The sequence below is a fragment of the Ruegeria sp. AF3 genome (genome assembly GCF_056536285.1).
Genome location: NZ_JBQFJM010000001.1, coordinates 3,164,431 through 3,183,866, shown reverse-complemented (window position 1 = coordinate 3,183,866; position 19,436 = coordinate 3,164,431). Strand labels below are relative to the sequence as shown.

Here is a 19,436-nt window from a genome sequence, read left to right as displayed (position 1 = left end):
CGCTGTACAGGACCACCATGGAAAACGTCGTTCTCATTATCCATCTTCTTCTGGCTCTGGGCCTGATCGCCGTTGTCCTGATGCAGCGGTCCGAAGGCGGTGGCCTGGGTATGGGTGGTGGCGGTGCCATGGCCGGTCGCGCAGCAGCGACGGCATTGGGCAAGCTGACGTGGATTCTGGCGGCCTGTTTCATCGTCACCTCGATCACGCTGACCATTCTTGCGGCTCAGAAATCTTCGGGCAGCTCGGTAATCGACCGTCTGGGCGTTCCGGCACCGGCTTCGACCGAGGAAAGCGCACCGGCGATTCCGTCGGTTGATGATCTTTTGCCGCCGGCACAGGACGACAACGCGCCTCTGATCCCGCAGGCGGATTGATCCACAAAACCTAGAAACATGAAAGAGGACTGCAACAGCATCTTGCGGTTCTCTTGCGCTTTTGGCGCGAATCCTTTATACGTGAAGTCCCGTGATGCAGCGGTTTTTCGGAACCGCCGGGCAGCTGATTTTGACGTCTCACGGGAGCAGCCGAAAAACTATGGCACGTTTTATTTTCATCACCGGTGGTGTGGTTTCGTCCTTGGGCAAAGGGCTGGCTTCGGCAGCTTTGGGCGCTTTGTTGCAGGCCCGCGGTTATTCGGTGCGTCTGCGCAAGCTGGACCCCTATCTGAACGTCGATCCCGGCACGATGTCGCCCTTTGAGCATGGCGAAGTGTTTGTCACCGATGATGGCGCCGAGACCGATCTGGACCTTGGCCATTACGAACGGTTCACCGGTGTCGCAGCGCGCAAGACCGACTCGGTCAGTTCCGGGCGGATCTATTCAAACGTGCTCGAGAAAGAACGCCGCGGCGATTACCTTGGCAAGACCATTCAGGTGATCCCGCACGTCACCAACGAGATCAAGGATTTCATCGCCATCGGCGAGGATGAGGTTGATTTCATGCTGTGTGAGATTGGCGGTACCGTGGGTGACATCGAAGGCCTGCCCTTCTTTGAAGCCATCCGACAGTTCAGTCAGGACAAACCGCGCGGCCAGTGTATCTTTATGCATCTGACGTTGCTGCCCTACATCAAAGCGTCGGGTGAGTTGAAAACCAAGCCGACCCAGCACTCGGTGAAAGAACTGCGCTCGATCGGTCTGGCCCCCGATATTCTGGTCTGCCGGTCCGAAGGGCCGATCCCGACCAAGGAACGGGAAAAGCTGGCCCTGTTCTGTAACGTGCGTCCGGACAGCGTGATCGCCGCGCAGGACCTGTCCACCATTTACGACGCGCCGCTGGCCTATCACCGCGAGGGGCTGGATCAGGCCGTTCTGGACGCCTTCCAGATCAGCCCTGCCCCCAAACCTGATCTGGCCAAATGGGAAGATGTCAGCGACCGCATCCACAACGCCGAAGGCGAAGTGAAAGTGGCCATTGTCGGCAAATACACGCAGCTTGAAGACGCCTATAAGTCGATTGCCGAGGCGCTGACCCATGGCGGTATGGCCAACCGTGTGAAGGTCAAGATCGAGTGGGTGGATGCCGAAGTTTTCGACACCGAAGACGCAGCTCCGTATCTGGAAGGCTTCCACGCCATCCTCGTCCCCGGTGGATTTGGCGAGCGTGGCACCGAAGGCAAGATCAAGGCGGCGCAATATGCGCGCGAGCACAAAGTCCCCTATCTGGGCATTTGTCTTGGCATGCAGATGGCGGTGATCGAGGCAGCGCGAAACGTTGCGGGTATTACCGAAGCCGGGTCCGAGGAGTTCGACCATGAGGCCGGGAAGAAACGGTTTGAACCGGTGGTCTATCACCTCAAGGAGTGGGTACAGGGCAACCACAAAGTCGAGCGCAAGGTCGGCGACGACAAGGGCGGCACAATGCGCCTTGGGGCCTACAACGCAGTATTGGCGGACGGATCCAAAGTCGCCGAGGTCTATGGCGGCACTCAGATCGAGGAACGGCACCGCCACCGCTATGAAGTGGACATCAAGTATCGCGACAAGCTTGAAAAAGCGGGCCTGAAGTTTTCGGGCATGTCGCCGGACGGTCGTCTGCCCGAAATCGTGGAATGGGCGGATCACCCGTGGTTCATTGGCGTTCAGTACCACCCAGAACTGAAGTCCAAGCCGTTTGACCCGCATCCGCTGTTTCGCGATTTTGTGCGGGCCGCGAAAGACACCTCGCGCCTGGTCTGATCCCTGACTGTGTCGGACCGTCACCCCACGTTGTTTCGTGGGGATTGACCTCTTAACTGTGTGCAGCGGCAGGCTTTCTGCTTTTGCATTTCACGATTTCAGGAGATTTCCGATGAGCAACGCAACAACGATCAGCAACCTTCAGCAAGCGCTTCATATGGAGCTTACTGCCGCGCACCAATACCAGTTGCACGCGCACGTTTTGGACGACTGGGGCCTTGATATTCTGGCTGAGAAAATGCGGGGCGAGATGCAGGAAGAACTGGTGCATTCTGACGCCTTTATCGAACGTATCCTGTTTCTGGGTGGAACCCCCGAGCTTGCGTTTCAGAAAAGCCCAGCCGCAGCGGGCACGCTGGAAGAAATGTTCGCCTCTGATCTCCAAGACGAGAGTGAGGCCGTCGATTTCTACACCAATGCAGCGCAACAGGCGGCCGAAGTCGGTGATGTTGGTTCGCGTACATTGTTCGAACGTATCCTGATGGAAGAAGAAGGTCATAAAGCCTGGCTGGAGACACAGCTGAGCCTGCTGCAACGTCTTGGCGAATCTGCGTTTAGCGCGAAATTCGTCTCTGGCGCTGCGGGCGAAGCCTGAGGCCTTGGTTTCAAACCAGTGGATGTCACAGGTACTTTGCACAGCTGACGCAATCTGTGCCTGTGCCGTCACCTCAAAGTGACCTGTCTGGGTGCAAAAACTCTGGCCGGGTCATTTTCACAGCGTTAGCTGTAGGATACGCGACAACAGGAGAGTTCCGATGACCAGCCAGTCCCAGAAAGCCGTGACCTTTACCAGCCTTCACAAGAAAGGCGATCCTGTCATTCTGTTCAATATCTGGGACGCTGGCAGCGCTGGCGCTGTTCGGGACGCTGGTGCCCAGGCTATCGCGACCGGCAGTGCCCCTGTTGCAATGGCGCAGGGCTATGGCGACGGGCAGAACATTCCACTTGAGGCCGCGTTGGACAATGCACGCCGCATCGTTGCAGCGGTTGATCTGCCTGTAACACTGGATTTCGAGGGGGCTTATGCCGAAGACCCGCAAGGGATCGCGCAAAACGTTCAGCGCGCGCTGGACTGCGGTGTTGTTGGTTTCAACTTTGAAGACCAGATCATAGGTGGAGACGGCCTCTTTGACATCGCCACTCAGGCCAAACGTGTTGAAGCGATGTGCGACGCCTGCGCGCGCGCAGGCATTCCCGCCTATGTCAATGCGCGCACAGATATCTTCCTGAAGGCCGCTACGGACACTCATGACGACACGATGCTGGATGAGGCTATTGCCCGTGCCAATGCCTATGCTGATGCAGGTGCCAGCGGATTCTTTGCACCCGGGCTAAAGAACGAAGCCCTGATCGCCCGGCTTTGCGAATCCACGGCCTTACCGGTCAATATCATCGCCCTGCCCGGCACGCCGGATACGCCCACCCTGGCAAAACTGGGGGTCGCGCGGATCAGCTACGGTCCGGTTCCCTATCGCCAAATGCTGGCCTGGTTGCAAACCGCAGCCAAAGAGGCCCTGACCTGGTAATCACAGGTCTTTGTTTCCTCAGCACAAATTGCAACCCATGGATATTGGGCTATGATTGATTGTTGGCCGGTGTGTACCAGATGCCGCACAGCTCTGATTCAGCCTGGGACACACGCAATACCATAGAGCGACCAGCATTTCGTGCTTGGCCGATCACGACCTGTCGTCTAGGTGTTTGTTATGTTGAAAAGGTTCTTTAAGGCGCTCAGACCGCCTCATCATGAACAGTTGCCGGACCCGGATGCAGAACTTGCTCTGGGTGCTCTGATGGTGCGCGTCGCGCAGGCAGATCGCGATTACAAGCTGGAAGAGATCAGTCTGATCGACAAGATACTGGCCCGTCTGTACCAGCATAACGCGATTGAGGCAGCCAAGGTGCGTGCCACCTGTGAAAAACTCCATGCTGCGGCACCGGAAACTGATACGTTCGGCAAACTGATCCGGGAAACCACGGATCTGAAAGAGCGGCTGGCAGCCCTTGACGCGTTGTGGGAAATCGTTCTGGCGGATGGCAGTTCGGACGAGGGCGAGATAAAGATCGTCGAAGAAGCCCGCATTGCCATGGGCCTGAGCTACAATGACAGTCAGGCAGCGCGCGAGCGCGTCCAAAGCCGCTTGGATGTGAGTTAAGCGCCCGCTATATCTTACCCATGTTCAGTGACTTTCTTTCCAGGCTCACACAGCCCAAGCCCGACCCGCTTGTCGAAGATGATGCCCGCCTGGCCCTGACGGCCCTGCTGGTGCGTCTGGCACGATCTGACAACGATTATTCTGCCTCAGAAATGTCGCGCATCGACCGCATATCGGCAGAACGATACGGTTTGTCCCCATTCGAAAGCGCGGCTTTGCGCGCCCGTGCCGAAGATCTGGAGGCTGAAGCCCCCGACACGGTCCGTTTTACCCGCGCCATCAAGGAAGCAGTCGCTTATGAAAACCGGCTGGCGGTGGTTCAGGCGCTGTGGTCAGTGGCCCTGGCTGATGGCCACCGCACGGGTGAGGAGGACTCGCTGCTGCGTCTGGTTGTCAGCCTGCTGGGGGTCAGCGACGTGGATTCGGCTTTGGCCCGGCAAAAGGCCGCCAAATCTTGATAGCCATGCTTGGCATGTACGACATGCCCGAGGTTCAGGCCGCCAATGGTCGGTTCTGGGGGTTGATTCGCACGAATCTGGGTTACGGGCCAGAACAGCTGACCCGAGACGCCGATGTTTGGCAGGTTTGGCTTGATCCCGATCTGGTGCTGGCACAGACCTGTGGAATGCCCTATCGCACACGCTTGCATGGTCGTGTTCAACTGGTGGGCACCCCGGATTACGGCCTGCCCGGTTGCCCTGCCGGGCATTATTGCTCGGTCTTTGTGGCGCGGCGCGACGACGACCGCACGCTGGCGGGAATGACTGACGGTATCTTCGCATATAACGAAGCATTGTCCCAATCCGGCTGGGCGGCACCCATCACGCATTTATCCCGGGAGAACCTGTATCCCGCGTCGTTGTTGGAGACAGGCGGTCACGCGCTGTCAGCGCAGGCGGTCTCGGAGGGGAAGGCAGATTTCGCGGCGCTGGATGCGTTGACCTGGATGATGTTGCAAGAACATACCGATCTGGGCGAAAGCCTGCGCGAACTGGCAAAAACCGCTTCTACACCGACCCTGCCCTATATTACCGGACCCGACCAAAACGCGGATCTGGTCGCAGACGCAGTTCGGGCAGCAATAGAAAACCTTGCCGAACACGACCGCAAAACGCTGCACATTCAGGGGCTGATCGACATCCCGGCGGAGGAGTACCTGTCCGTACCGACCCCGCCACCGCCATGCGCCCAGCGGATAATCTGATGGCCAAATTGTCGGGTGCATTTGGTCAATTTGACAGTTTCCGACCCTGAATTTGCGAATTGCGCATTGCATTGAGCAAATTTTTCGGCCCTAGTACCGCACCAACACCACAAACTACTGGACTGCCCGTGACAGAAACCGCTCCCGTCATCGAAATCAAAAACCTTCACAAAAGCTTCGGCAATCTGGAAGTGTTGAAGGGGGTGGACATCACAGCGCATGGCGGCGACGTGGTCTCGTTGATCGGGTCATCGGGGTCAGGAAAATCAACTTTGCTGCGCTGCTGCAATCTGTTGGAAGACAGCCAGCAGGGCGAAATCCTGTTCAAAGGCGAACCTGTCAAATGGTCGGGCGATAGCCATGGGCGCCGCCCCGCGGACCCCAAGCAGGTCCTGCGCATCCGCACCAACCTGTCGATGGTGTTTCAGCAGTTCAATCTGTGGGCGCATATGACCATCCTGCAAAATGTCATGGAAGCCCCCGTGACCGTTCTGGGCCGCGACAAGGCCGAAGTGGAAGACAGCGCGCGCAAATACCTTGAGAAAGTTGGCATTGGCGACAAATGCGACGCCTATCCGGCGCAATTGTCCGGCGGTCAGCAACAGCGCGCCGCTATCGCGCGGGGGCTGTGCATGGAACCACAGGCGCTGTTGTTCGACGAACCGACCTCGGCGCTGGATCCCGAACTGGAACAGGAAGTGATCAAGGTGATCAAGGATCTGGCAGCCGAAGGGCGCACCATGATCATCGTGACTCATGACATGAAAATGGCGGCAGATATCTCGAGCCACGTGGTATTTCTTCATCAGGGCCTGATCGAGGAAGAAGGTTTGCCCGAAGATATCTTTACGTCACCCGAATCCGAGCGGCTTCGGGGCTTTCTCTCCGCCACTCAGGCGGCTTAACTTCAAGAACAGAACCAAAACTGGGGAGTAACCAATGAAAAACCTGATTCTGTCCACTGCGGCCCTGGCGCTGACTGCTGGTATCGCCATGGCCGACACGATCCGCATGGGCACCGAGGGCGCCTACCCTCCGTACAACTTCATCAACGATGCAGGTGAAATCGACGGGTTCGAGCGTGAAGTCGGCGACGAGCTGTGCAAACGCGCCAACCTGGAGTGTGAATGGGTCAAGAACGACTGGGATTCGATCATTCCGAACCTGGTCTCGGGCAACTACGACACCATTATCGCCGGTATGTCGATCACAGCCGAACGTGATGAGGTCATCGACTTTACCCAAGACTATTACCCGCCGACCGCTTCGGCCTATGTTGCGACCTCTGACTCGGCAGACGTAACCGGCGGTGTCGTTGCGGCGCAAACCGCCACGATCCAGGCGGGTCACGTTGCCGAATCCGGCGCAACGCTGGTTGAGTTCGCGACCCCAGAAGAAACCATCGCAGCCGTCCGTAACGGCGAAGCCGATGCCGTTCTGGCCGACCGCGACTATCTGGTGCCGCTGGTCGAGGAATCGGGCGGTGAGCTGGTCTTTGTCGGCGATCCGGTTCCGCTGGGCGGCGGCGTCGGCATGGGCCTGCGTGAAAGCGACGGTGAACTGCGCGGCAAGTTCGACGAAGCCATCACTTCGATGAAAGCCGACGGCACGCTGAACGAGATGCTGATCAAGTGGTTCGGTGAAGGCACCGCCACATACGGTACTGACGGTTCGGTCGTCACCAACTAAGACCTGACCAATCCCGGTCCGGTGCCTCGGCACCGGGCCGATTCCGGCCTAGCCGGAACAGACGTTGGAAAGACGCCATATGTTCTCGTACTGCGCTGATCCTGACACGCTGGGCACGTTCCGCTGGTTTTCATGCTACCTGACCAATGGCGTACACTGGTCGTTCTACCTGTCTTTCATCAAGGTTTTGGCCCTGCTGGCTGTGACCGCGCCCGTCGCACTTGGCTTCGGGTTTGCAGGTGCCATGGCGGCGCGCTCGCATTTCCCCCCGCTCAGCTGGCTGGGCAAAGGGTATATCGCGATTGTGCGCGGCGTGCCCGACATTGCGTTTTTCCTGTTTTTCGTCATCGCACTGGATCAGGCGTTCGAGTGGACACGGCATAAGATATTGTGCCCGGACTGGACCGACCCAATCCGCCAGGGCAATGATTTCCTTGTTTGTCAGGCTGCCAAGCTGCCACTCGGGACCGCGCCTGAATGGGTGCATGAAACCTATGGGTTTTTCCTGGCGGTCATCACGTTCTCTATCGTTTTTGGCGCCTTTGCGGCCAATGTCCTGTTCGGGGGGATGCGCGCCGTACCACATGCGCAACTGGAAACGGCCGAAGCTTATGGTATGAACCGCCGCCAGACCTTCTGGCGCATCCTGGTGCCTCAGATGTGGGTCTACGCGCTGCCCGGCCTGTCCAATCTGTGGATGGTGCTGATCAAGGCGACGCCCCTGCTCTTCCTGCTGGGTGTTGAAGATATCGTGTATTGGGCGCGCGAACTGGGCGGCACCAAAACCTCGAAATTTACGCAATACCCGCATGGCGACTGGCGCATGTGGTATTTCCTGTTCCTGCTGATCTTCTACCTTGGCATGACCCGTTTCTCGGAACTTGGGCTTGAAAAACTGATGCGGCGATTGTCCCACGGACAGGCCACTTCGGGCGGAGAGCTTCTGCGCAAGGAGACCACGGCATGATGATCCGCATTCAAGACCGCAACCGGGTGCCGCACGCGATTGCACAGCAATCTCCTTCGCGCACGCAATCTCCTTTCCAAGGAGCCCGAGCATGAGCTGCATCCAGACCATTCAGGATTACGGCCTGCGTTCGCTTGGCATTGGGGAGCGCCTGCTGCCCAAGACCGATTTCACCCTGTGCGAACAGTTCACCCTGATCGGATCGGGCATGATCTGGAACATCTATTTCGGCGTCATGGCGCTGGCGACCGGGTTCTTTCTGGCCACTGCACTGGCCGTCGGCAAAGCCTCGACCAACAAATGGCTGCGCAAACCTGCCGAATGGTTCATCTTCCTGTTCCGGGGCTCGCCGCTCTTTATCCAGTTCTTCTTTGCCTATTTCTTCTTTCTGTCGCTGAAGAAAACCTATCCAATGTTTGACGCCTTCACCTCGGCTTGGCTCGGCGCACTGATCGTGCTGTTCCTGAACACCGCAGCCTATTCAGGTGAGATTTTTTATGGTGCTCTGCGCTCGATCCCCAAGGGAGATATCGAAGCGGCAGATGCCTATGGTATGTCCGGCTGGTCGCGGTTTCGGCGGATCGTCTGGCCAACCATGCTGCGGCTGGCCTGGCCTGCCTACACGAACGAAGCCATCTTTCTGTTCCACGCCACCACGCTGGTCTTCTTCTCGGCCTTTCCGGCCTGGCAGCAGCGCGGCGACGCGCTCTATTACGCCAGCTATTTCGCGGACAAGACGTTCAACCCGTTTATCCCCTATCCAATTCTGGCGTTCTATTTCATCTTGCTGACATTGGTGATTGTCGGGGGTTTTGGCCTCATCAACAAACGCCTGAACCGCCACCTGCCCACTGCGAAGCGGGTGAAAATGCGGTTCAAACTGAACCTGGCGCGCTAAAGATCAGCGCGCCGGACTTTCCGGCGTTCGAGCCTACACTATGTTTGTAATGCGCTTGGCGGTGCGAACACGGACAGTCGATTTTGGGGGAATGGTACCGCCTCCCTGGCTTGAACAGGGGACCTCTGGATCCACAATCCAGCGCTCTAACCAACTGAGCTAAGGCGGCACTTCGTGAGGGGCGATGTACCGAACGCGCCGGGGGAATGCAAGAGGATTAAAGCCGAATTCTCCAGCTTTGTTCGACAAGATCGACCCCAAAGGAATGCACCGGTTTGCTGTCGATCAGTTCCCAGCCAAACGCCCTGTAAAGCGCGCAGGCAGCCGTATGGCTTTCATGGGTCCACAGAACCATTTCCCGATATCCAGCCTCGCGTGCGAAGTCTGTACAGGTCTGTAACAGCCGTTTCCCCAACCCAAGTCCGCGCGCCTCGGGGACAAGCAGGAAGAGGCGCAGTTTGGCGGTCGTCTGGTCCACGCGCACGCAGAAGATGCTACCCAATCTTTGTCCAGCCCGTTCAGCAATCCAGCCTTTTTCAAAGGACGGGTCGTTGTCTGCAATGAACTCCTCAAGGATGCGCGCAACCAATGGGGCAAAGCTGTCATCAAATCCTTCGTCGCGCGCATAGAGCAACCCGTGCTGTTCAACCAGCCACGCGGCATCATCGGGGCGAAACGTTCTGAGAACCACTTTATCCATGTCTTATCTGACCGCAAAGGTGACTTGATTCTCAACCCCGTGCGCGTTAGCACGAACGCTCAGGCTCGGAGGCACAGATGGGCATCAATACCGAACGCGATATACAGGCCAACCTGCAAATCGGCCCGACCGATCAGGGGATGGTACGCTTGTTCATCGAAGCCGACGGCATCGAGATTCCGATGGATTTCGATCCCGAGGAAGCCGAAGAAATCGCAGACGAGATCCGCGCCGCGATACAGGCCGCCCTCGCCGTCAAAGGCTGAGCTTTTTACAAGCGCGGATCGCGCAGTGCATGCAGTCGGCGTGCTGCATCTGTTGCAAATTTCTGGATCATCTTTTTGCGCCGCGCTGGAGCAAGCTTGTCCTCGGGCGCCATGCGCACGATCTCGGCATCATAGGCATCAGCAATGATCAAGCCCGTTTCGTCAGGTAACAGATCGGTCGGAAACTCGGTATCCACGGCCCAGAAGAATCGGTCGCACCATTCCAGATAGCCCTGCCATTTGGCATCCGATTGATAATCGGCACGGCTGGATTTGCATTCGATCACCCAAATCTCACCTTTGGGACCCAGGCCCATTACATCGACACGCAGACCACGTGCCGGAACGAATTCTTCAACAGAAACAAAACCATGCGTGGCAAGGTGGCGTGCGACGCCACGCGCCAGTTTCTGTCCGGGCTGCAGATCTAAAGTCATGTCAGAAATGTGAACAATTAGGGAACAAAAGTAAAGTGCTGCGTCGTACTTGACATGATACCTTTGGGTGTCGCATTAATATGATACCAAATGGTATCTCTTCTGGGGTTGCTTATGGATAACCGAACTCAAAACGCGTTTCGTGCGCTGGCCGATCCCACACGTAGGGACATTGTGCAATTGCTCTCGTCTCAAGACATGACCATCGGGCAGTTGACAGACCGGTTCGACATGACCCGGGCCGCGGTCAAAAAACATCTGACCGTGCTATCCGACGGCGGCTTGATCACCGTTGAAACCCGCGGCCGCGAACGCATTAACCGTCTTGAACCACAGGGGATGGCCCCCGTTTTGGACTGGCTCAGATATTTTGACCAGTTCTGGGACGATCGCCTCAACTCTCTCAAGGAAGCTGTTGAAAGGAAATCGAAATGACCGATGCAGTTCTGAATAAATCGATCTTTCTGAGGGCCGAGCCGGAAACGGTTTGGGCTTATCTTACAGACCCGGATCGTCTGGCGGAATGGTTCCACAAACCTCGACATACTCTGTCCGCGGGTCAAAAGCTGGAGATGTTTGGCACGACAAGCGGCGACCTGTTGATCTGGGGTGAGGTTCGCGTTGCCAACCCGCCCAAATATCTGGAATACACGTTCACCGTAAAACCGATGGGCGACGCGGTGAGCGTAGTCAAGTGGACCCTGGAACCCGTCGCAGGCGGGACGCGCCTTGACCTGCGGCATGAAGGCCTGCCGCAGGGGGCCGATGCCTTTGGCCTGATTCTGGCGCTGGACAAGGGTTGGGACGAACACTTTGGCAAGATGCGCACGGCATTGCACGAAACTGTTGATGCCTGACCCCTTGTGCGAACCCGTCATACGCCCTACTTAAGCGCGTGGCGGGTTCTGCCCTTCTTGTGAAAGGTAGCATTCTGGTGGCCTTAAGCAATTCCGAGGGGGCTGGCTCTGTTCAGGTCCTGGCCTGATTACCTGGCGCCCACCTGTATATACAGGTCCTCGGGAATCAAACCACACGGTTGTTTGGTGGTCCCGCCACATTTTCCACGGAAGTTCAGCGCCCTGCGCGGGCTTCCTGCTTTGCAACCGCCGGTTCAAAGCTGTGTACAACAGGTGTCCCCCGGCGCGGGCCTTGCGGCTTTTCTGCCATGCTCATGATCTTGTAGGCGAACTGAACACCGGCAAAGACAATGCCGTTCATGAACCAGATCATCACCAAAGCGATAAAGCCGATTTCCGAACTGGTTATCAGATGGCGGAGATTTGCGACATTCAGAGCCAACAGAACGCCGACAAACACAGCCGAAATGACAAAGCCCCAGGCAACTTGCGTGATATAAAGGCGGATCAGTTTGGGCATGGCGAACCTCTTTGCGCTATGACATTCAGGTTAGCGCATATTTGGTTCTCGTAAAGGCGTCAGAATGCCTCGGGCTGTGCCTCGCGCGCCATGTGATCCAGCACGGCATTGACGAATTTCGGCTCTTTGCCTTCCGGAAAAAACGCACGCGCCACATCGACGAATTCGGTGATGACAACCTTTGGCGGCGTGTCGCTTTGGGTCAGCTCGGCACCTGCGGCACGGAACACCGCACGAAGGGTCGGATCGATGCGCGCAATCGGCCATTTGGCCACCAACGCACGGTCAGTCATCTGGTCGATGGCCGCCTGATAGTTAACCGCGTTGTCAACCAGGGACCTGAAAACCGAGATATCGCCATCCAACATCTCCTCGCCCTCATAGACGGCGCCAAACCGGTGATCCAGAAACTCGTTCACGACAGCTTCGGTCGTTTGCCCGGACTGTTCCATCTGGAACAGCGCCTGCACGGCATAAAGCCGGGCGGCGGATTTCATCAGGCGTTTCTGGTTGGCCGGTTTCGGCGCGTCTGTCTTGGTCATGCTGTCGAGGGTCCGTTGCTGTCGCCCGCCACAAGGATGGACTCGGACGGCGGCTTGAAACCAACGCCCTTTTTGGAAGAGCCCCACTTACGGCTGAGCGCGATCAGATGCAAGGCCGCAGCAGCAGCCCCACCCCCTTTGTTCATCTTTTTAGGGTTCGCGCGGACTTCGGCCTGCGCGTCGTTTTCCACAGTCAGAATGCCATTGCCGATGCACAAGCCCTGTAGGCCCATCAATTGGATGGCCCGGCTGGAGTCGTTGCAAACGGTTTCGTAATGCGTTGTCTCACCGCGAATGACGCAGCCCAGCGCGACGTAGCCGTCAAAGTTGCATTGACGGTCGGCCATAGCGATGGCGGTTGGGATTTCCAGCGCGCCGGGTACCTCGACCACTTCGCAGGTGCCACCCGCGGCTTCGATTTCGGCCTTCGCGCCCTTGATCAGGTTATCGGCAATCGCACGATAAAACGGCGCCGCCACGATCAGCAGCTTGACCGGCTTGTCAAATGTCGGTGTCGGCAGAACGCCATGTTCGTCTTGAGCAGCCATGATCAGTCTTCCTTCAGAATCGAACGGGTGCCGACGATGGACAGGCCAAACGCGTCAAGCCCCAGATATACGGTTTGCGGCGAGTCGGTCAGCAGGACCAGTTCCTGAATTCCCATCTTGGACAGGATCTGCGCCCCCAGACCGGTTTGTTTGATGGTGCGCGGCCCCTCGTCACCCGTGGCGTATAGCGAGTTGCGCGGTTGACGGAACAGGCAGACCACGCCCCGTCCTTCTTCAGCAATCTTTTCCATGGCGCGCGGCAGTTCGCGCGAGGATTTCGGACCAAGACCCAGAATATCGGGGGCCTCGTGCAGAGCATGGGTGCGGGTCAACACCGGTTCGGGTGTGGTGATGTCGCCCTTGATCATGACCACATGTTCGATGCCGTGGGTCTGATCGGTGAACAGCCGCATCTCCCACTCGCCGCCATATTCTGACGTCACCATCTGACGCGAGGTTTCGACCACCAGATTGTCATTGCGCGACCGGTAGGCGATCAGGTCACTGATCGTGCCGATCTTCATGTTGTGCTCTTGCGCAAACTCAACCAGATCGGGCAGACGCGCCATGGTGCCGTCGGGTTTCATGATCTCGCAGATCACGCCCGAGGGGTTCAGACCGGCCAGACGCGAGATATCAACGGCAGCCTCGGTATGACCGGCACGCACCAGCACCCCGCCCCGCTTGGCGCGCAAGGGGAAGACGTGGCCGGGCGTTGCGATATGGGCCATCGTGTTCTGCTCGTTGATTGCAGTTGCCACGGTCAGCGCACGGTCGGCGGCAGAGATCCCGGTACTGACCCCTTCGCGCGCTTCGATGGACACGGTGAATGCGGTTTCGTGCCGGGACGAGTTGTTCACCGCCATCATCGGCAACCCAAGCGCTTCTACACGTTCTGCTGTCATCGGCAGACAGATAAGGCCACGGCCATGGGTGGCCATAAAGTTAATGGCCCCGGCATCAGCGAACTCGGCAGCAATCACCAGATCGCCCTCGTTTTCGCGATCTTCGTGGTCGACCAGGATATACATCCGGCCCGCACGCGCCTCTTCAATAATGTCTTCGATCGGGCTGATCGCGTCGCGCAGCCGGGCCTCGACCGGGCCGGGTGTCTCAAAGCTCATTGGGCAGCCTTTCGCATGGCATGTTTGAACGGCGGAATAGACCACTGAGGGCACAAAGACCAGTCCACAAACGGCGCAGGTCTGCTCCGACGCGACGTATCGTATCAGGACATCTCGGCCAGACGCGACACATAACGGGCCAGCGTATCGATCTCAAGATTGACCCGGTCACCGACCTGCACGTCACCCCAGGTGGTGACCTCTTTGGTGTGCGGAATGAAGTTGATGCCAAAATCGCAATCTGTCACGTCATTGACCGTCAGGGATGTGCCATTCAGTGCCACCGACCCTTTGGGCGCAATGAACCGTGCAAGATCCTTTGGTGCGCGCAGGGTGACGCGGGTGCTGTCGCCGTCTTCCTTGATCGCGATCACCTCGGCTACGCCATCCACATGGCCCGAGACGATATGACCGCCCAGTTCGTCACCAACCTTCAGGGCACGTTCCAGATTGACACGTTTGCCGACAGTCCATGTGTCGAGATTGGTTTTCGAGACGGTTTCCGCGCTGATCTGGACATCATACCAATCGTCGCCCAGCGCGATCACGGTCAGACACACACCGTCACTGGCAATCGAGGCCCCGATATCGATGCCCGCAGTGTCATAGGCGGTCTTGATCCGCGCGCGCAGGTCACCCTGCTGCTCCAGCTCGGCGACGGTGCCCATGTCGGTGACGATCCCTGTAAACATTCCGTTAACCCTCAGTTTCTAACCTGTGCCTGACTATCTCCGTCGAGGTAAGGCCAACGGGCCGCGCGGGCAAGCCCTGCCTTGCCGTACACCGACCAAACGGGCATAGTTTTGGTAACAACAATACGAGCAGTTCGGATGCAGCACCCGCCTTTAAGGTCTCATGATCGGGTCTTCCTGTTCCTTCAGGGCCCGCACGGACCTTTTTTCCCGGCCTTGGGGCGTATGTTGCGCGCCACGGGGGCCCGGGTCTGGCGGGTTGGATTCAATGCAGGCGATCAGGCGTTCTGGTTTGACAAAGCAAGTTACATCCCGTTTCAGGACAAACCGGAAAACTGGCCCGCAACACTGTCCTCTTTAATCGCTGAAAAAGCTGTTACGGACATTGTACTATATGGCGACACCAGACCCATACATGCGCGCGCGGTCGAAATCGCACGGTCTTGCGGAGTTACCGTACATGTATTCGAGGAGGGGTATCTGCGCCCCTGGTGGGTGACCTATGAGCGGGACGGGTCAAATGGAAATTCCCGGCTGATGACGCTGGACGTTCAGCAGATGCGTCAGGCCATGGCCCTGTCCGACCGAAAGGCGCCGCCGCCCCCGTCGCATTGGGGAGACATGCGGCATCATATCTTCTATGGCGCCCTTTATCATTGGTTCGTGATGACTCTGAACAGCCGCTACCGAAACTTTCAACCGCACAGGGAATTACCTGTCTCGCAAGAATTCAGATTGTACCTCAAGCGCCTGTTTTTGATGCCTTTTCATCGTCTTCAGCGAAGTGTGGCGACGGTGCGGGTCAGATGGGGCGGATACCCCTACCACCTCGTTCTGTTGCAGCTTGGGCATGACAGCTCGGTGAAGGCTCATTCCAGCTTTTCGGGCATGTGTGAATTTCTTGAGCTGGCAATCGAAGGATTTGCGCAAGGCGCGCCGACCCATCACAGGCTGGTGGTAAAGGAACACCCCCTGGAAAACCATCGCGAACCGTTGCGACGCCGGGCCCGTGAGATTGCCAGAAAACACGGCATCGGCGACCGGGTTCATTATGTGCCGGGCGGCAAGCTGGCCAGATTGCTGGATGAGGCGAATTCGGCCGTCACCGTGAATTCCACCGCCGGACAGCAGGTTTTGTGGCGGGGCATTCCGTTGCGCATTTTCGGGCGTTCGGTTTATGACAAGCCCGATTTCGTCTCGCAGCAGCCGATCGCGGCGTTTTTTGCCGATCCTTGCCGCCCCGATTCCGAAGCCTATCGCTGTTATCGGCAATTTCTTCTGGAAACCAGTCAGGTACCCGGCGGGTTCTATTCAAGACGAGGGCGCCGTCAGCTGCTGCGCCGCGCCGTGGATATGCTTTTGGACACCAACGATCCCTACCAATCGGTTCTGAATACGAACGAGGCGCGAACGACACAGTTGAAAGTCGTCGAATGAAACGGGTGGTGTGTGACTGGAAGTTAAGCAACTTACCAGCTAATCTGCACGCAACTACAAAAGACTGAGGATATCGGGCGGTGAAAGTCTCTCCTAGGCGATGGATTCGGGGCGTGTCCTTTGTGGCTGCAATTGGCCTGCTGGCCGCGTGCCAGCTGCCAAAATCCGGACCGAACAAATCCGAAATTCTGGCCGGTTCAGTTCAAAAAGGGGGCAACGCATTTGTCGTTGAAGTTGATGACAACGTCACACGCGCGACATCCGCTATTCCTCAGTATGGTTTTTCTTCCTCCTTTAGCAGTGCCCAGACATTGACCGCGGATACCGTCCGCCCTGGCGACGTGCTGGGGCTGACCATCTGGGAAAACGTCGACGATGGCCTTCTGTCCGGCGAAACCGGTCTTGCGACCGCGTTGAATGAGGTTCAGGTCGACAGCGACGGATTTATCTTTGTTCCCTATGCAGGCCGGATTCGGGCTGCGGGAAACACGCCGGAACAGCTGCGCGTTCTGATCACCAACAAGCTTCAGGAACAAACGCCGGACCCGCAGGTCGAAGTGCGGCGCGTCGCTGGTGACGGGTCCACCGTCTCGCTGACGGGCACGGTCGCCGCACCGGGCATTTATCCGATTGAACGGCCAACCCGGTCGCTGCTTGGTATGTTGTCCCAGGCGGGCGGAGTCTCGGTCGCGTCTGACATCGCGCTGGTGACCCTGATCCGGGGCGATCAGAAGGGTACCGTTTGGTACGAGGACCTGTTTCGCAACCCCAAGCTAGACGTCGCCCTGCGCGGTGGCGACCGCATTCTGGTGGAAGAGGACAGCAGATCGTATATCGCCCTTGGCGCAACCGGGGGCCAGTCGCGCGTGGCATTTGAAAGTCAGGACCTGTCGGCACTGGAAGCCTTGGCACAGGTCGGTGGTCTGCTGACGCTATCCTCAGATCCAACCGGTATCTTTATCCTGCGCAAGGAACGTCAGGATGTCGCCCGCAGTATCACCGGACGCGCCGACCTCAAAGGGGATCAGCGCATGATCTACCTGCTGAACCTGACAGCCCCCAACGGCCTGTTCATTGCACGCGATTTCGTGATCCGGGACGATGATACGATCTACGTGACCGAAGCGCCCTATGCACAATGGAGCAAATCGATCTCACTTATCGCAGGCGGTCTGACACCCGTTGCAAACGTTGCCACCCTAACCGGCAATTGATGCATGAGGCCCGATCCCGACACGTCAGCCGGGAGCGGGCAAAATCGGCTGTTCGTCTATAACGGCGGCTTTCTGACCCAGAAACGTCTGAGACGAATCCTGTCGCTTTCGGGTTACGACATTCGTCTGGGATATCCCAAAGACGGCGATTGCGTAGGTGTCTGGGGCAACAGCCCGACAGCGCATCGCGGTCTTAAGATTGCCGAAAAACACGCTGCCCCGGTTCTGCGGGTCGAGGACGCCTTTCTCAGATCACTGCACCCGGGCCGGAATGGCGAGCCCCCTTTGGGGCTGTTACTGGATCGTTCCGGCCTGCATTTCGATGCCGCCACGCCGTCTGAACTTGAAACAGTGCTGGCCACGCACCCTCTGGATGACACGGCCCTGCTGAACCGGGCCCGCGCCGCGATCACGCGGATAAGGGAGCTTAACCTCAGCAAGTACTCCGCCTTCGATCTCGATCTTGACCCACCCGATCCGGGTTATGTTCTGGTGATTGATCAGACGGCCGGCGATGCGTCGGTAACAGCAAGCAGAGCGGACCGCGCCCGGTTTCTTGAAATGCTTGTCTTGGCGCAGGAGGAAAACCCCGGCGCGCGTATCCTGATCAAGACGCATCCTGAAACACTGGCTGGTCACCGTCAGGGGCATTTTACCAATCAGGACCTGTCAGACCGGATATCGCAGTTCAGCGACCCGATCAGCCCATGGCCGTTGCTTGAAGGGGCTGTCGCAGTCTACACCGTGTCCTCGCAACTGGGGTTTGAGGCAATTCTGGCTGGCCACAAACCGCGTGTTTTCGGCCAACCTTTCTATGCAGGATGGGGCCTGACGCAGGATGACCGCCCCGTTCCGCGTCGTCAGCGCAGCCTGACACGGGCACAATTGTTCGCGGCCGCCATGCTGCTTTACCCGACTTGGTACGATCCCTATCGCGATCAGCTGTGCGAGCTGGAAACGGTGCTGGACACGTTAGAGGCACAGACCCGCGTTTGGCGACAGGACAAGAACGGCTGGACGGCATCCGGGATGCGCTTGTGGAAACGCAGGCATCTGCAACAGTTCTTCGGACAACATGGAAAGCTGCGCTTTACGGCATCTCAACCCGGCACACCGGACCACCCCCACATGGTCTGGGCCAGCCAGGCAAGAAACACCGAAGGGGCGGTTCGGGTCGAAGACGGGTTCTTGCGTTCACGCGGACTTGGGGCGGCACTGGTCCCGCCACTGTCGCTGGTGACGGACGAATTCGGTATCTATTACGACCCGACAAAACCCAGCCAGTTGGAAGAGTTGATCACTTTGCGTGAAACGTTGAGGCCGGATCAGGACCTGCGCGCAGAGCGTCTTATCGAGAACCTCTTGGCCGCAGGCTTGAGCAAATACAATACCGGCAATCCCGCCAGCCCCCTGCCCGAAGGCCATCGTATTCTTGTGCCCGGACAGGTCGAGGACGATGCCTCAATCCTGTTGGGTACCAGCGCGGTTCGCAACAATCTGGACCTGCTGAAAGCTGCGCGCGACGCCAATCCCGACGCGATCCTGATTTACAAACCCCACCCCGATGTCGAAGCGGGTTTGCGCGAAGGCAGGATCGATGCCGAAGCAATTGCCGACATCGTCGCAACCCAAACAGACCCCGCATCATTGTTGCTGCACGTGCAGGAAGTATGGACCATGACGTCGCTTCTGGGGTTCGAAGCTTTGCTGCGCGGCGTGAAGGTTACAACTCTGGGCGCGCCTTTCTATGCGGGTTGGGGGCTGACCACGGATCTGGGGGCTGTTCCTGCCCGGCGTGGTGCGCGACCGACGTTGATGGGCCTCGTCCATGCCACCCTGATTGATTACCCTCGCTATTTCGACCCGGTCACGGGGCAACCCTGCCCCGTCGAGGTTGCCGTTGAACGTCTGGCGCAGGGCACTTGTGCCCCGACCGGTCCCTTCAATCGTGTTCTGTCAAAACTTCAGGGCGTGTTTGCGACACATGCGCACTTGTGGCGCTAA

At 58.0% G+C, this 19,436-nt stretch carries 24 protein-coding genes and 1 tRNA gene; 17 read left to right on the top strand and 8 right to left on the bottom strand.

Annotated features, from left to right (window positions below):
• Positions 1-17: 17 nt before the first annotated feature.
• The 11 genes from secG (at position 18) to ACR3FC_RS15890 (ending at position 9,095) form a co-directional block, all read left to right on the top strand.
• Positions 18-377 (top strand): preprotein translocase subunit SecG, encoded by a 360-nt coding sequence (gene secG / locus ACR3FC_RS15940; protein WP_480476944.1) that lies wholly within the window; start codon positions 18-20, stop codon positions 375-377.
• Between the two features lie 160 nt (positions 378-537).
• Entirely contained in the window at positions 538-2,181 is a 1,644-nt protein-coding gene (locus ACR3FC_RS15935) for a CTP synthase (protein WP_480476454.1), read from the top strand.
• 112 nt (positions 2,182-2,293) lie between these two features.
• Positions 2,294-2,776 (top strand): bacterioferritin, encoded by a 483-nt coding sequence (locus tag ACR3FC_RS15930; RefSeq protein WP_480476452.1) that lies wholly within the window; start codon positions 2,294-2,296, stop codon positions 2,774-2,776.
• Between the two features lie 160 nt (positions 2,777-2,936).
• A complete protein-coding gene (locus ACR3FC_RS15925) occupies positions 2,937-3,707 on the top strand; it encodes an isocitrate lyase/PEP mutase family protein (protein ID WP_480476450.1) in 771 nt (256 codons plus the stop codon).
• Between the two features lie 180 nt (positions 3,708-3,887).
• The gene (locus tag ACR3FC_RS15920) at positions 3,888-4,337 is read left to right on the top strand and encodes a tellurite resistance TerB family protein (protein WP_209504295.1); all 450 of its coding nucleotides are present in this window, start codon (positions 3,888-3,890) and stop codon (positions 4,335-4,337) included.
• 20 nt (positions 4,338-4,357) lie between these two features.
• Complete coding sequence (locus tag ACR3FC_RS15915) at positions 4,358-4,795, top strand: tellurite resistance TerB family protein (RefSeq protein ID WP_480476448.1); 438 nt, start codon at positions 4,358-4,360, stop codon at positions 4,793-4,795.
• Complete coding sequence (locus tag ACR3FC_RS15910; RefSeq protein ID WP_480476446.1) at positions 4,792-5,541, top strand: phosphate/phosphite/phosphonate ABC transporter substrate-binding protein; 750 nt, start codon at positions 4,792-4,794, stop codon at positions 5,539-5,541. The genes ACR3FC_RS15915 and ACR3FC_RS15910 overlap by 4 nt, the downstream gene beginning before the upstream one ends.
• A 128-nt stretch (positions 5,542-5,669) precedes the next feature.
• Positions 5,670-6,446, top strand: coding sequence for an ABC transporter ATP-binding protein (locus tag ACR3FC_RS15905; protein ID WP_209504298.1), 777 nt, complete (start codon positions 5,670-5,672; stop codon positions 6,444-6,446).
• Positions 6,447-6,480: 34 nt separating this feature from the next.
• Positions 6,481-7,230: a transporter substrate-binding domain-containing protein gene (locus ACR3FC_RS15900; protein ID WP_480476444.1), complete on the top strand. Its 750-nt coding sequence runs from the start codon at positions 6,481-6,483 to the stop codon at positions 7,228-7,230.
• A 79-nt stretch (positions 7,231-7,309) separates the two neighbouring features.
• A complete protein-coding gene (locus ACR3FC_RS15895) occupies positions 7,310-8,197 on the top strand; it encodes an ABC transporter permease (RefSeq protein ID WP_480476942.1) in 888 nt (295 codons plus the stop codon).
• A 91-nt stretch (positions 8,198-8,288) separates the two neighbouring features.
• Positions 8,289-9,095, top strand: a complete 807-nt coding sequence (locus tag ACR3FC_RS15890; RefSeq protein WP_480476442.1) for an ABC transporter permease — start codon at positions 8,289-8,291, stop codon at positions 9,093-9,095.
• A gap of 92 nt (positions 9,096-9,187) precedes the next feature.
• Here the strand turns inward: ACR3FC_RS15890 and ACR3FC_RS15885 are convergent.
• Together ACR3FC_RS15885 and ACR3FC_RS15880 are read right to left on the bottom strand one after the other, a co-directional pair.
• A tRNA-His gene (locus ACR3FC_RS15885) sits at positions 9,188-9,264 on the bottom strand.
• Positions 9,265-9,312: 48 nt separating this feature from the next.
• Entirely contained in the window at positions 9,313-9,795 is a 483-nt protein-coding gene (locus tag ACR3FC_RS15880; RefSeq protein WP_480476440.1) for a GNAT family N-acetyltransferase, read from the bottom strand.
• A gap of 77 nt (positions 9,796-9,872) precedes the next feature.
• On the opposite strand from ACR3FC_RS15880, the gene ACR3FC_RS15875 reads away from it, so the two are divergent.
• The gene (locus ACR3FC_RS15875) at positions 9,873-10,061 is read left to right on the top strand and encodes a DUF6324 family protein (RefSeq protein ID WP_117869403.1); all 189 of its coding nucleotides are present in this window, start codon (positions 9,873-9,875) and stop codon (positions 10,059-10,061) included.
• Positions 10,062-10,066: 5 nt separating this feature from the next.
• Here the strand turns inward: ACR3FC_RS15875 and ACR3FC_RS15870 are convergent, their stop codons facing one another.
• The gene (locus ACR3FC_RS15870; protein ID WP_480476438.1) at positions 10,067-10,498 is read right to left on the bottom strand and encodes an MmcB family DNA repair protein; all 432 of its coding nucleotides are present in this window, start codon (positions 10,496-10,498) and stop codon (positions 10,067-10,069) included.
• Between the two features lie 114 nt (positions 10,499-10,612).
• Here ACR3FC_RS15870 and ACR3FC_RS15865 point away from each other — a divergent pair, with 114 nt between their 5' ends.
• A complete protein-coding gene (locus tag ACR3FC_RS15865) occupies positions 10,613-10,933 on the top strand; it encodes an ArsR/SmtB family transcription factor (protein WP_480476940.1) in 321 nt (106 codons plus the stop codon).
• Positions 10,930-11,355: an SRPBCC family protein gene (locus tag ACR3FC_RS15860; protein WP_480476436.1), complete on the top strand. Its 426-nt coding sequence runs from the start codon at positions 10,930-10,932 to the stop codon at positions 11,353-11,355. Before ACR3FC_RS15865 ends, ACR3FC_RS15860 begins: the two co-directional genes overlap by 4 nt.
• 214 nt (positions 11,356-11,569) lie before the next feature.
• Here the strand turns inward: ACR3FC_RS15860 and ACR3FC_RS15855 are convergent, their stop codons facing one another.
• The 5 genes from ACR3FC_RS15855 to ACR3FC_RS15835 all read right to left on the bottom strand — a co-directional run bounded on the left by ACR3FC_RS15855 (position 11,570) and on the right by ACR3FC_RS15835 (position 14,781).
• Positions 11,570-11,875, bottom strand: coding sequence for a hypothetical protein (locus tag ACR3FC_RS15855; RefSeq protein WP_480476434.1), 306 nt, complete (start codon positions 11,873-11,875; stop codon positions 11,570-11,572).
• 59 nt (positions 11,876-11,934) lie between these two features.
• Positions 11,935-12,417: a transcription antitermination factor NusB gene (gene nusB, locus ACR3FC_RS15850; protein WP_209504306.1), complete on the bottom strand. Its 483-nt coding sequence runs from the start codon at positions 12,415-12,417 to the stop codon at positions 11,935-11,937.
• Positions 12,414-12,965 (bottom strand): 6,7-dimethyl-8-ribityllumazine synthase, encoded by a 552-nt coding sequence (locus ACR3FC_RS15845; RefSeq protein ID WP_480476432.1) that lies wholly within the window; start codon positions 12,963-12,965, stop codon positions 12,414-12,416. The genes nusB and ACR3FC_RS15845 overlap by 4 nt, the downstream gene beginning before the upstream one ends.
• A gap of 2 nt (positions 12,966-12,967) precedes the next feature.
• Entirely contained in the window at positions 12,968-14,089 is a 1,122-nt protein-coding gene (ribB, locus tag ACR3FC_RS15840; RefSeq protein ID WP_480476430.1) for a 3,4-dihydroxy-2-butanone-4-phosphate synthase, read from the bottom strand.
• Between the two features lie 104 nt (positions 14,090-14,193).
• A complete protein-coding gene (locus tag ACR3FC_RS15835) occupies positions 14,194-14,781 on the bottom strand; it encodes a riboflavin synthase (RefSeq protein ID WP_480476428.1) in 588 nt (195 codons plus the stop codon).
• A 225-nt stretch (positions 14,782-15,006) separates the two neighbouring features.
• Here ACR3FC_RS15835 and ACR3FC_RS15830 point away from each other — a divergent pair, with 225 nt between their 5' ends.
• From ACR3FC_RS15830 to ACR3FC_RS15820, 3 genes are all read left to right on the top strand, one after another.
• The gene (locus ACR3FC_RS15830; RefSeq protein WP_480476426.1) at positions 15,007-16,218 is read left to right on the top strand and encodes a capsule biosynthesis protein; all 1,212 of its coding nucleotides are present in this window, start codon (positions 15,007-15,009) and stop codon (positions 16,216-16,218) included.
• Between the two features lie 80 nt (positions 16,219-16,298).
• The gene (locus ACR3FC_RS15825; protein WP_480476424.1) at positions 16,299-17,432 is read left to right on the top strand and encodes a polysaccharide biosynthesis/export family protein; all 1,134 of its coding nucleotides are present in this window, start codon (positions 16,299-16,301) and stop codon (positions 17,430-17,432) included.
• 3 nt (positions 17,433-17,435) lie between these two features.
• Positions 17,436-19,436 (top strand): capsular polysaccharide biosynthesis protein, encoded by a 2,001-nt coding sequence (locus tag ACR3FC_RS15820; protein ID WP_480476422.1) that lies wholly within the window; start codon positions 17,436-17,438, stop codon positions 19,434-19,436.

Excerpts from the sequence above, each read along its gene's own strand:
- secG (WP_480476944.1), top strand. The coding sequence starts at position 18 with ATGGAAAACGTCGTTCTCATTATCCATCTTCTTCTGGCTCTGGGCCTG.
- ACR3FC_RS15935 (WP_480476454.1), top strand. The coding sequence starts at position 538 with ATGGCACGTTTTATTTTCATCACCGGTGGTGTGGTTTCGTCCTTGGGC.
- ACR3FC_RS15930 (WP_480476452.1), top strand. The coding sequence starts at position 2,294 with ATGAGCAACGCAACAACGATCAGCAACCTTCAGCAAGCGCTTCATATG.
- ACR3FC_RS15925 (WP_480476450.1), top strand. The coding sequence starts at position 2,937 with ATGACCAGCCAGTCCCAGAAAGCCGTGACCTTTACCAGCCTTCACAAG.
- ACR3FC_RS15920 (WP_209504295.1), top strand. The coding sequence starts at position 3,888 with ATGTTGAAAAGGTTCTTTAAGGCGCTCAGACCGCCTCATCATGAACAG.
- ACR3FC_RS15915 (WP_480476448.1), top strand. The coding sequence starts at position 4,358 with ATGTTCAGTGACTTTCTTTCCAGGCTCACACAGCCCAAGCCCGACCCG.
- ACR3FC_RS15900 (WP_480476444.1), top strand. The coding sequence starts at position 6,481 with ATGAAAAACCTGATTCTGTCCACTGCGGCCCTGGCGCTGACTGCTGGT.
- ACR3FC_RS15895 (WP_480476942.1), top strand. The coding sequence starts at position 7,310 with ATGTTCTCGTACTGCGCTGATCCTGACACGCTGGGCACGTTCCGCTGG.
- ACR3FC_RS15890 (WP_480476442.1), top strand. The coding sequence starts at position 8,289 with ATGAGCTGCATCCAGACCATTCAGGATTACGGCCTGCGTTCGCTTGGC.
- ACR3FC_RS15880 (WP_480476440.1), bottom strand. The coding sequence starts at position 9,795 with ATGGATAAAGTGGTTCTCAGAACGTTTCGCCCCGATGATGCCGCGTGG.
- ACR3FC_RS15875 (WP_117869403.1), top strand. The coding sequence starts at position 9,873 with ATGGGCATCAATACCGAACGCGATATACAGGCCAACCTGCAAATCGGC.
- ACR3FC_RS15870 (WP_480476438.1), bottom strand. The coding sequence starts at position 10,498 with ATGACTTTAGATCTGCAGCCCGGACAGAAACTGGCGCGTGGCGTCGCA.
- ACR3FC_RS15865 (WP_480476940.1), top strand. The coding sequence starts at position 10,613 with ATGGATAACCGAACTCAAAACGCGTTTCGTGCGCTGGCCGATCCCACA.
- ACR3FC_RS15860 (WP_480476436.1), top strand. The coding sequence starts at position 10,930 with ATGACCGATGCAGTTCTGAATAAATCGATCTTTCTGAGGGCCGAGCCG.
- ACR3FC_RS15855 (WP_480476434.1), bottom strand. The coding sequence starts at position 11,875 with ATGCCCAAACTGATCCGCCTTTATATCACGCAAGTTGCCTGGGGCTTT.
- nusB (WP_209504306.1), bottom strand. The coding sequence starts at position 12,417 with ATGACCAAGACAGACGCGCCGAAACCGGCCAACCAGAAACGCCTGATG.
- ACR3FC_RS15845 (WP_480476432.1), bottom strand. The coding sequence starts at position 12,965 with ATGGCTGCTCAAGACGAACATGGCGTTCTGCCGACACCGACATTTGAC.
- ribB (WP_480476430.1), bottom strand. The coding sequence starts at position 14,089 with ATGAGCTTTGAGACACCCGGCCCGGTCGAGGCCCGGCTGCGCGACGCG.
- ACR3FC_RS15835 (WP_480476428.1), bottom strand. The coding sequence starts at position 14,781 with ATGTTTACAGGGATCGTCACCGACATGGGCACCGTCGCCGAGCTGGAG.
- ACR3FC_RS15830 (WP_480476426.1), top strand. The coding sequence starts at position 15,007 with ATGTTGCGCGCCACGGGGGCCCGGGTCTGGCGGGTTGGATTCAATGCA.
- ACR3FC_RS15820 (WP_480476422.1), top strand. The coding sequence starts at position 17,436 with ATGAGGCCCGATCCCGACACGTCAGCCGGGAGCGGGCAAAATCGGCTG.